Raw genomic sequence first — 8,964 nt, 5'->3', positions numbered from 1 at the left:
GATCTCGGCGTCCCGGACGGTCGCGGTCGCCCGGTAGAGCCCGGACGGCGCGTCGTCAGCGGTCACACCTCCAGTAGATCCCGGGCCTTCACCGGGAGCCCCGTCTCGAAGGACTGGTTCGCGGCCAGTGCGGTGACCAGGGACCGGGCCCCGTCGGTCGCGCCCGCCGCCCGGCCGAGCGGGTCCGGACCGCCGGTGGGCGGCCCGCCGAACAGATCCTCGAGCATGCGGACATCGCCCCCGCCGTGGCCACCCTCTCCCGTCGTGACCTTCACCTCGGCCGGCTGCTCCCAGAACCGGCGCAGCAACAGCTGCGTACGCCCGGCGTCGTCGCCGACCGCCGTCCCGTGCATGACCGCGCTCGCGCCGTCCGTCCGTGCCCGGGGCCGGGTCCAGGTGGACTCCTCGACAAGCAGTTCGAGACGTCCCTGGCTGCCGTTGAAGGCGATGCGGTAGCCCTCCCAGGGGGCGTAGGCGTTGAGGTGGTACGTGAGGCTGGCGCCGGAGGTGTAGCTCACCAGCACCGCCATGTCGTCCTCGATCGTCACTCCCGGGCCGAAGACGTTCTGGTCGCGGTGATAGCCGTCCTCGGCCTCCGCGTCCAGGTAGAGCGCGCTGAGCACGGGCGAGTCCGCCAGGCGTACGGCGAAGGGGTCGCCCTCGGCGGCGGGGGAGTCGTGGGCGCGGGCGTAGTCGCGGGCGAGGCCCCGGCGCCGGCCGGCCTCGTCGCCGTAGAAGAAGAGCCCTCCCAGCGCGTAGACGGTCTCCGGCGCCGTGCCGAGCCACCAGTTGACGAGGTCGAAGTGGTGGCTGGCCTTGTGCACCATGAGGCCGCCGGAGTTGGCCTTGTCGCGGTGCCAGCGGCGGAAGTAGTCGGCGCCGTGGCGCAGGTCGAGGAGCCACTCGAAGTGGACCGAGCCGATCTCGCCGATCGCGCCGGACGCGAGGGTCTCCTTCACGGCGGCGTGCACCGGGTTGTAGCGGTAGTTGAACGCGACCCGCACGTCGCGGCCGGAGCGGCGCTGGGCGTCCAGGATGCGGCGGGCGCGGGGCGCGTCCGTGGTCATCGGCTTCTCGGTGACCACATCGCAGCCCGCCTCCAACGCCCGCACGATGTAGTGGTCATGGGTACGGTCCACACTGCACACCACCACGAGGTCGACGCGTTCGCGGCGCAGCATCTCCTCGAAGTCCTCGGCCGCGTACGCGGGTACGTCCGCCCCGATCCACTGGCTGTGCACGGCCATGCGGTGGGCGTTGACATCGCAGAAGCCGACCAGCTCGACCCGGTCCGCGTAGGGACCGGACAGCGCCCGGGTGAAGAGCTGGGCGCGGGCGCCGAGCCCCACCACGGCGCAGCGGCGACGGCGTGCGGTGTCGGGGGTCATACGTTCTCCGTTCGGCGGGGTTCCGGGATGCGGGATGCGGGCGCGGGCGCGTCGCCGTGGTCGGGGACCGTCAGCCTGGCTCCGCCCTGCTGCGCGGACCGGTGGGCGATGATGCCCGGCAGCGTGTAGCGGGCGGCGACCCAGGCGTTGACCGGCGGCAGGGTGCCGGTGTTGACGGCCGTCACGAAGTCGTCGACGAGGAAGTGGTGGCTGCCCTCGTGGCCGTTGTGGACGTGGTCGAACTCCTCGGGCAGCCGGGAGCGGTCGTGCACCGGTGCCGTTCCGGAGACGAAGGCGTCCCGCAGGGCGGGGGCTATGTGCTCCAGCGACGGGTCGTCGGTGGGGAGGGACCGGACGGGGCGCAGATGTTCGGTGACGTCCTCGACGCCCTCCTTGTTCTGCCACAGGCTGTACGTCGCGAGCTGCTCGAAGCTGCCCTCGGTGCCGAAGAAGCGGAACCTGGACTCGCGCTTGCGGGAGGGGTATCCGACCCGGCGGAACTCGTTGATACGGAACGATCCGCCGCCCGCGACCTCGAACAGGGCGGTGGCGTTGGAGAAGTCGTTGCCGAACTGGCTGACATCCTTGTCGAAGACGCCGTCGTCGCGGTCGTCGGTGACACCGATCGCCGAGACGCTCACCGCGTGGGTGTTCCAGGCGCCCAGCACCCCGCCGATGGAATGGGTCGGGTAGAGCAGCGGCGGATAGCTGGCGGTGGACTTCCAGTCCTCGCCGCCGCTGTACTGGTACGCCTCGTAGAAGCCGAGGTCCATGTCGTGGACGTAGTCGCCCTCGGCGTGGAACAGCCGCCCGAAGCCGCCGTCGGCGATCCGGGTGCGGGCGTAGACGGTCGCGGGGTTGTAGTGGCTGGTCTCGCCCATCATGTACGTCAGCCCGGTGGCCCGTACCGCCTCGATGATCGCGGTGATCTCCTCCTGGGCGACCGCCATCGGCACCGCTGAGTACACGTGCTTCCCGGCGTGCAGAGCCTGGACTACCAGTGGGCCGTGGGTCCAGCGCTGGGTGAAGATCGCCACCGCGTCCACGGACGGCGACGCCAGCATGGCCTCGTAGGAGGGGAAGGTGCCCGCCAGTCCCTCTTCGGCGGCGACGCGCTCGGCTCGTTCGGGGAGCAGGTCGGTGATATGGACCTCGCTGACTCCCGGATGGAGGTGGAACAGCTTGGCGAACTGACCGGCGAACTGCCCAGCGCCGACGATGCCAAGGGAGAACGGCATGGTTGATCGGTCCCTTTCGGTGGAGTCAGGCGTCACAGCGGCAGCGGGCGCCAGGTGTCGGTGGCGGTCGCCGCGAGCGCGAGCGGTCCGAGAACGACGATCAGCAGGACCGGGGACATGCTCAGCAGTACGGTCACGGCGACCGCGGCACCGGCCAGCAGTACGGGCACCAGCGGCTGCTCCGGCATGGAACGGAACGCCGCGACGGCGACCACCCGCCACGCCGTACCCTCCCGCCAGGCGGCGGCGCAGCGCAGGCCCACCGCCGCGAGGACCGCCGTCGCCGCGGCGAAAGCCACTCCCAGCCCGGATCGATGGGCGTCCAGGGCAATGGTGTCCAGCCACAGCAGGGCCAGCACGCCGGTGGGGACCAGCAGGACGGCGGTCCCGGAGCGCAGCACCCGGCGCAGCGCGGCGAGCAGGCTGGCCGGAGTCACCCCGGGGCCGCCGTGGGCCTGCTCGCGCAGCACCGTGCAACCGGCCACCAGGGCCGGGTAGGCCGTGACGACCGGGAGCGAGCAGAGCAGCAGGAACACGCCGAGCAGCAGGCAGTCGGCGAAGAGGTGAAAGCGAGAACTACGCACCGCCGCGCACCTAGCCCTTCAGCCCGGAGGTCTGGACGCCCTCCACCAGCAGGCGCTGGAAGGCGAGGAAGAACAGCACCACCGGCAGCAGGGCGATGACCGACATCGCGAACATCGGGCCGTAGGCGGAGCTGTCGGTCTGGTCGACGAAGAGCCGCAGGCCGAGCTGCAGGGTGTACATCTTCGGGTCGGTGAGGTAGATGAGCTGGGAGAAGAAGTTGTTCCAGCTGGAGATGAACGAGAAGATCGTCGTGGTGACGAGGGCGGGCTTGAGCAGCGGCAGGATGATGTACCAGAAGGTCCGGTAGGGGCCGCAGCCGTCGAGTACGGCCGCCTCGTCGAGTTCGCGCGGCAGCGAGCGGACGAACTGGACGATCAGGAAGACGAAGAACGCCTCGGTGGCCAGGAAGTGCGGCACGATGAGCGGCAGATAGGTCCCGAGCATGCCGAGCTTCTGGTAGATCACGTACTGCGGGATGAGCATGACGTGCATCGGCAGCATCAGCGTGGAGATCATCACGGAGAAGTAGAGCGCGCGGCCACGGAAACGGAGCCGGGCGAAGGCGTAGCCGGCGAGCGAGCAGGAGAGCACGTTCCCGACCACGGAGCAGCAGGCGAGGAACAGCGAGTTGCCGAACAGCCGCCACAGGGTCAGCCCGCTGATCCCGTCCGCCGCCTTGGAGTAGTTGCCCGGAGTGAAGACCTTCGGGAGGGGGCTCAGGTTGGAGAGGATCTCGGTGCCCGACTTGAGCGACGCGGTGAACAGCCACAGCAGCGGATAGAGCAGGACCAGGCCGATCGCCAGGCAGATGGCGTGCCAGGCCAGCGAACGCGCGGGTATCCGGGTGCGGTTGGGGTTGCGGACCGGGGTCGTCGCGGTCGTCATCACGCATCATCCTGTCCGTAGAAGACCCACAGCCGGGCGCTGCGGAAGACGCCGTAGGTGACCACCGCGATGACGACCAGCAGCAGCCAGGCCATCGCCGCGGCGTAACCCATGTGGAAGTTGGTGAATCCCTGCTGGTACAGGTAGAGCGAGTAGAAGAGCGTCGAGTTGGACGGCCCTCCGGTGCCGCCGCTGATCACGAACGCGGAGGTGAAGGACTGGAAGGAGTGGATGATCTCCATGACCAGGTTGAAGAAGAGGACCGGTGACAGCATCGGCAGGGTGATGGAGAAGAACGTCCGCATCCGGCCCGCTCCGTCGATGGAAGCCGACTCGTAGAGTTCCTTCGGGATCTGCTTCAGCCCGGCCAGGAAGATCACCATGGGTGCGCCGAACTGCCAGATCGTCAGCAGCACCAGCGGGTACATGGCGTAGTCGGGGTTGTCGGTGAGGCCGCCGATGTGCCAGCCGAAGAAGGCGGTCGAGCGGTCGCTGAGCCCGCCGGTGGCGAACAGCGACCGCCACACCAGGGCGACGCTGACGCTCGCGCCGAGCAGCGAGGGGGCGTAGAACGCCGCGCGGTACAGGCCGACTCCGCGGCCGGCGCGGTTCAGCAGCAGCGCGACGCCGAGTGCTGCCACGAGCTTGAGCGGGGCGCCGATGAGGACGAACTTCAGGGTGACGCCGGCCGAGGTGAGGAACTTGTCGTCCTCCCACATGTAGCGGTAGTTGGCCAGGCCCACCCACTGCGGCGTGGAGAACAGGTCGTAGTCGGTGAACGACAGATACAGCGAGATGAGCATCGGGCCCAGCGTCAGCACGACTGCGCCGATCAGCCAGGGAGTCAGGAAGACGTGTCCCGCCACGACGTGGGAACGGCGGCGCCTGGACGGCGGCTTCACTACGGAAGTGCCACCGCTCGGGCGGGGCAGGGGGCGGGGCGGCGCGGTCGCCTGGGCCATCGGGGTCCACTCCTCCACGGCGAGGCTGGATGTCGGCGGCAACGATTGCACGCGATGTTGTCGTCAGCAAGAGGCGTGGCGGAACTGTGTATTGCCAGCTGATCTGGTCGGGCACATTGACTGGGGCGTTCCGACGGGCGTACGTTCCCGGCCAGTTGGAATCTCAGTGGCAACGTTTGCAGCCGCTCTCCCCGTCTCCCCGCACCCGTCGAGCGAAGGGCCGCGATGTCCGCAACACGCCGTCCCCCGACCCCGTCCACCTCACCAGGCCTGTCGCGCCGCCGGCTCATCGCCTCACTCGGCGCGCTCCCGCTGGCCGGTGCCGCCGCCGGGTGCGGCACCGGGTCGGCGTCCGCGGGCGGCAAGGTGACGATCGACTTCCAGTGGTGGGGCTCCGCAGACCGCAACCTGGCCACCGAGAAGGCCATCGAGCTCTTCGAGAAGCGCCACCCGGACATCAAGGTGACGACCTCGTTCGCCGGTTACTCCGCCTACCTCCAGCGGCTCGCCACGCAGGTGGCGGCCGGCAGCGGTCCGGACGTCCTGCAGATGGACTTCGGCTACCTGAGGGCCTACGCCGACCGCCAAGTGCTGTCGAAGCTCACCGACTCCGTGTTCTCCGGTATCTCCGTGAAGCGGATCCCCACCATCTACGCCCGCACAGGCCTCGTCGACGGCACGCTGTACGGGCTGCCGACCGGCATCGCCACCCAAGCCCTGCTGATCGACGCCAAGTTGTGGACCAAGGCGGGCGTCGGCATCCCGAAACCTGGCTGGACCTGGGACGACCTGCTGAACGACATCGGTCCCGCGCTGAAGAAGGCAGTGCCGGACAGGGCACCGCTGACCGACTTCAGCGGCCACATCGAAACCTTCCAGATCTGGCTCGTCCAGCAGGACAAGCAGCTGTACGGGAACGACGGCTCGGTCGGCTTCACGAAGGCCGACCTCACCGCGTTCTGGGAGTACATGGGCCGACTGCGCGACAAAGGGATCTTCACCTCCCCGAGCCTCACCGCCTCGTACGCCAGTGGTTCGACCGCCGACTCGCCGCTGATCCGTAAGCTGTCGGCGGGCGAGTTCCAGATCACCTCCGCCGCCTCGACGTACTTCCAGACGTACGGCGTGGTGCAGCCCGTCTCCTTCCCCACCCGGTCGGCCGGCTCCCCGATCGGAATGACCGGCGGCGCCTCTCAGGCGCTGTGCGTACAGCGCAAGTGCGCGCACAAGCGGGAGGCCGCGCTGCTGATCGACTTCCTGCTGAACGATCCGGACGCGGCGAAGATCCTCGGCCTGGTGCGCGGACTGCCCTCCAACACGGAGAACCTGGCCGCCCTCGCGCCGGGCCTGACCGGCGGGGACAAGGCCGTCTACACGTTCCTCACGTCGATCCAGGACAGACTCTCGCCCTCCCCGGCCCCGCCGCCGTCCGGCAGCGACGAGGACAAGCTGGACTTCACCAGCGTCTACCAGGACATCATCTTCGGGAAGAAGAGCGTCCAGTCGGCCGCGGCCGACATGTGGGACAAGTTCCACACCTCCGTCCCCGGGGGATGACCGGTGATCATCCGCGAACTGCGGGTCACACCCGTCGCCTTCCGCGACCCCCCGCTGCTCAACGCCGACGGGGTGCACGAGCCGCACGTCCTGCGCGCGGTCATCGAGCTCGTCACCGATGACCTCGTCGGTCTCGGCGAATGCACCGGCCATGCCTGGCAGTTGGACTGGCTGGAGCTGGTCGGCACCCGGATCCGGGGTATGAGCGTGTACGACACCAGGGCGCTGGCCCGACTCGTACGGGAGCTGCTGACGGGTTGTGCGGACGGCGCCGACTACGGGCCGGACGCGGGGTGGCGGCGCTGGTCCGGCCGCACGCCCTCATCGCGCGGCCCGGCGCCGGTCCCCGCGTCCGCCTTCGACGTGCGGCGGGTGTACTCGGCGCTCGAAGTCGCCTGCCTGGACGCGCAGGGTCGGCTCGCGGGCGTGCCGGTGGTCGACCTGCTGGGCGGCAGAGTGCGGGACGCGGTGCCGTACGCCGGCTACCTCTTCTACAAGTGGGCCGGACACCCGGGCTCGGGCGACGACGAGTGGGGCGCGGCCCTGGACCCGGACGGCATCGTCGCCCAGGCCGAGCGCATGGTGGACCACTACGGCTTCCGCTCGCTGAAGCTCAAGGGCGGGGTCTTCCCGCCGGACGAGGAGATCGCGGCGGTCCGCGCACTGCGGGCCGCGTTCCCCGGCCTTCCGCTCCGTATCGACCCCAACGCCGCCTGGACCCTGAAGGCCGCGCTGGCGGCGGTCCGCCAACTGGAGGGCGTCCTCGAATACCTGGAGGACCCGGTGGCCGGGGTCGAGGACATGGCGGCCGTCGCCGCCGCCACGTCGATCCCGCTCGCCACCAACATGTGCGTGACCTCCCTGGAGGGCGTACGCCCGGCCCTGGAACGGGACGCCGTACGGATCGTGCTGGGCGACCACCACATCTGGGGCGGCCTCCGGGCGTCCGTCGCGCTGGGGGACGTGTGCCGGGCGGTCGGCTGGGGGCTGTCCATGCACTCCAACTCCCACCTGGGGATCAGCCTCGCCGCGATGACCCACGCGGCGGCGGCCACCCCGGCCCTGGGGCACGCCTGCGACACCCACTATCCGTGGAACGCGGCGGAGGACGTCGTGCTGCCCGGTGCGCTGTCGTTCCAGGACGGCTCGGTACGGGTGCCCGACGGCCCAGGCCTGGGCGTGCGGCTCGACCGCACGGTACTGGACCGGCTGCACGCCACGTACCTCTCCCTGGGCCGTGAGCACCGCGACGACAAGGGCTACCGGCGCAGAGTGACGCCATGACGCCGACCGGACGGAGCGGCTCAGCGCCGCTCGATCGCCGCTGTCGAACCCCGTACGACCAAGTGCGTCGGCAGCACCCGTTGCTGCGGTTCCGCCCCCTCACCGGCGGGCGTGCCCAGGATGCGGAACAGCAGGTCGACCGCGGCCCGAGCGGCGTGCGCCTTGGGCACCGAGACCGTCGTCAGCGGGGGAGCGGCCATACCCGACAGGGCGATGTCGTCGCAGCCGACCACGCTCATCTCGTCCGGTACCCGCACCCCGCGCGCGGTGAAGCGGCTGATCAGTCCGAACGCGACGATGTCGTTGAAGGCCACCACCGCGCTCGCCCCGCTGGCCAGGACCACATCGGCGGCCCCCGTGATCCCGCCGTCGAAGTGCGGGGCCACACTTCCCACGTGGATGATCTCGACCTTGCCGGAGTCTTCCATCGCTTTGATCCCGGCCGCCCGCTCCTGTGCCGCCCAGGTGCTGCGCGGGCCTCCCACGTAGGCGATCCGGCGGTGGCCGAGCGCGTGCAGATGGGTCAGGGCGTCGGTCATCCCCTCCACCATGTCCGCCGTGACGCTCGCGAAGCCGGGCTCCTTGCGGTGCAGCAACACGATCGGCTTCATGGTGAGCTGATCCAGAGCGGCCAGTTCCTCGCTGCTCAGGTGGGGGGCGCACAGCACGATGCCGTCCACCTCCGGGCCGAGGGTGCGGATCGCGTCCAGCTCCAGGCCCTCGTCCCGCTCGGAGTCGCTGATGAACACCGCGTGGCCGAGGCCCCGGGCGCGGGCCTGCACGCCCTTGCAGATGTCCGCGAAGAACGGGTTGAGCAGATCCGGGACGATCACCCCCAGGTGGCCCGTACGGCCGGTGATCAGGCCCCGCGCCGCGCGGTTGGGCTGGTAGCCGAGCCGGTCGGCGGCGGCCCGTACCCGCTCACGCGTGCTCTCGCTCACCGTTCCGTCGGGCGACAGCGCCCGGGACACGGTGGACGGGGAGACCCCGGCCGTCCTCGCCACATCTCGAATCGTCACCTGCACGTGCCGAGGTTGACACCCCTGCTCACGGGCGTCAATCAAG

At 70.0% G+C, this 8,964-nt stretch carries 8 protein-coding genes; 2 read left to right on the top strand and 6 right to left on the bottom strand.

Annotated features, from left to right (window positions below; genetic code table 11):
- Window positions 1-62 precede the first annotated feature (62 nt).
- Genes ACWDR4_RS32380 through ACWDR4_RS32360 form a run of 5 tightly spaced genes read right to left on the bottom strand, consistent with a single transcriptional unit; the run spans window position 63 to window position 5,058 of the window.
- Window positions 63-1,388, bottom strand: coding sequence for a Gfo/Idh/MocA family protein (locus ACWDR4_RS32380; RefSeq protein ID WP_450413678.1), 1,326 nt, complete (start codon window positions 1,386-1,388; stop codon window positions 63-65).
- Window positions 1,385-2,626 (bottom strand): Gfo/Idh/MocA family protein, encoded by a 1,242-nt coding sequence (locus ACWDR4_RS32375; RefSeq protein WP_450413677.1) that lies wholly within the window; start codon window positions 2,624-2,626, stop codon window positions 1,385-1,387. The genes ACWDR4_RS32380 and ACWDR4_RS32375 overlap by 4 nt, the downstream gene beginning before the upstream one ends.
- Window positions 2,627-2,658: 32 nt before the next feature.
- On the bottom strand, window positions 2,659-3,210 hold the full coding sequence (locus ACWDR4_RS32370; protein WP_450413676.1) for a hypothetical protein: 552 nt from the start codon (window positions 3,208-3,210) through the stop codon (window positions 2,659-2,661).
- 10 nt (window positions 3,211-3,220) lie between these two features.
- A complete protein-coding gene (locus tag ACWDR4_RS32365) occupies window positions 3,221-4,096 on the bottom strand; it encodes a carbohydrate ABC transporter permease (protein WP_450413675.1) in 876 nt (291 codons plus the stop codon).
- Complete coding sequence (locus ACWDR4_RS32360) at window positions 4,096-5,058, bottom strand: carbohydrate ABC transporter permease (protein ID WP_450413674.1); 963 nt, start codon at window positions 5,056-5,058, stop codon at window positions 4,096-4,098. Before ACWDR4_RS32360 ends, ACWDR4_RS32365 begins: the two co-directional genes overlap by 1 nt.
- A gap of 225 nt (window positions 5,059-5,283) precedes the next feature.
- Between ACWDR4_RS32360 and ACWDR4_RS32355 the strand changes: the two genes are divergently transcribed.
- The gene (locus ACWDR4_RS32355) at window positions 5,284-6,615 is read left to right on the top strand and encodes an ABC transporter substrate-binding protein (RefSeq protein ID WP_450413673.1); all 1,332 of its coding nucleotides are present in this window, start codon (window positions 5,284-5,286) and stop codon (window positions 6,613-6,615) included.
- 3 nt (window positions 6,616-6,618) lie between these two features.
- Entirely contained in the window at window positions 6,619-7,899 is a 1,281-nt protein-coding gene (locus ACWDR4_RS32350) for an enolase C-terminal domain-like protein (RefSeq protein ID WP_450413672.1), read from the top strand.
- Window positions 7,900-7,919: 20 nt separating this feature from the next.
- Here ACWDR4_RS32350 and ACWDR4_RS32345 read toward each other — a convergent pair whose 3' ends face one another.
- Window positions 7,920-8,903 (bottom strand): LacI family DNA-binding transcriptional regulator, encoded by a 984-nt coding sequence (locus ACWDR4_RS32345; RefSeq protein WP_450413671.1) that lies wholly within the window; start codon window positions 8,901-8,903, stop codon window positions 7,920-7,922.
- Between the last annotated feature and the right edge of the window lie 61 nt (window positions 8,904-8,964).

This window comes from Streptomyces sp. NPDC000878 (assembly GCF_053599695.1).
The sequence above is the reverse complement of the archived record's forward strand: the minus strand, read 5'-3'. Positions and strand labels throughout refer to the sequence as shown.

Coding starts and splice junctions, on each gene's coding strand:
- ACWDR4_RS32355 (WP_450413673.1), top strand. CDS start 5,284: ATGTCCGCAACACGCCGTCCCCCGACCCCGTCCACCTCACCAGGCCTG.
- ACWDR4_RS32365 (WP_450413675.1), bottom strand. CDS start 4,096: ATGACGACCGCGACGACCCCGGTCCGCAACCCCAACCGCACCCGGATA.
- ACWDR4_RS32375 (WP_450413677.1), bottom strand. CDS start 2,626: ATGCCGTTCTCCCTTGGCATCGTCGGCGCTGGGCAGTTCGCCGGTCAG.
- ACWDR4_RS32360 (WP_450413674.1), bottom strand. CDS start 5,058: ATGGCCCAGGCGACCGCGCCGCCCCGCCCCCTGCCCCGCCCGAGCGGT.
- ACWDR4_RS32380 (WP_450413678.1), bottom strand. CDS start 1,388: ATGACCCCCGACACCGCACGCCGTCGCCGCTGCGCCGTGGTGGGGCTC.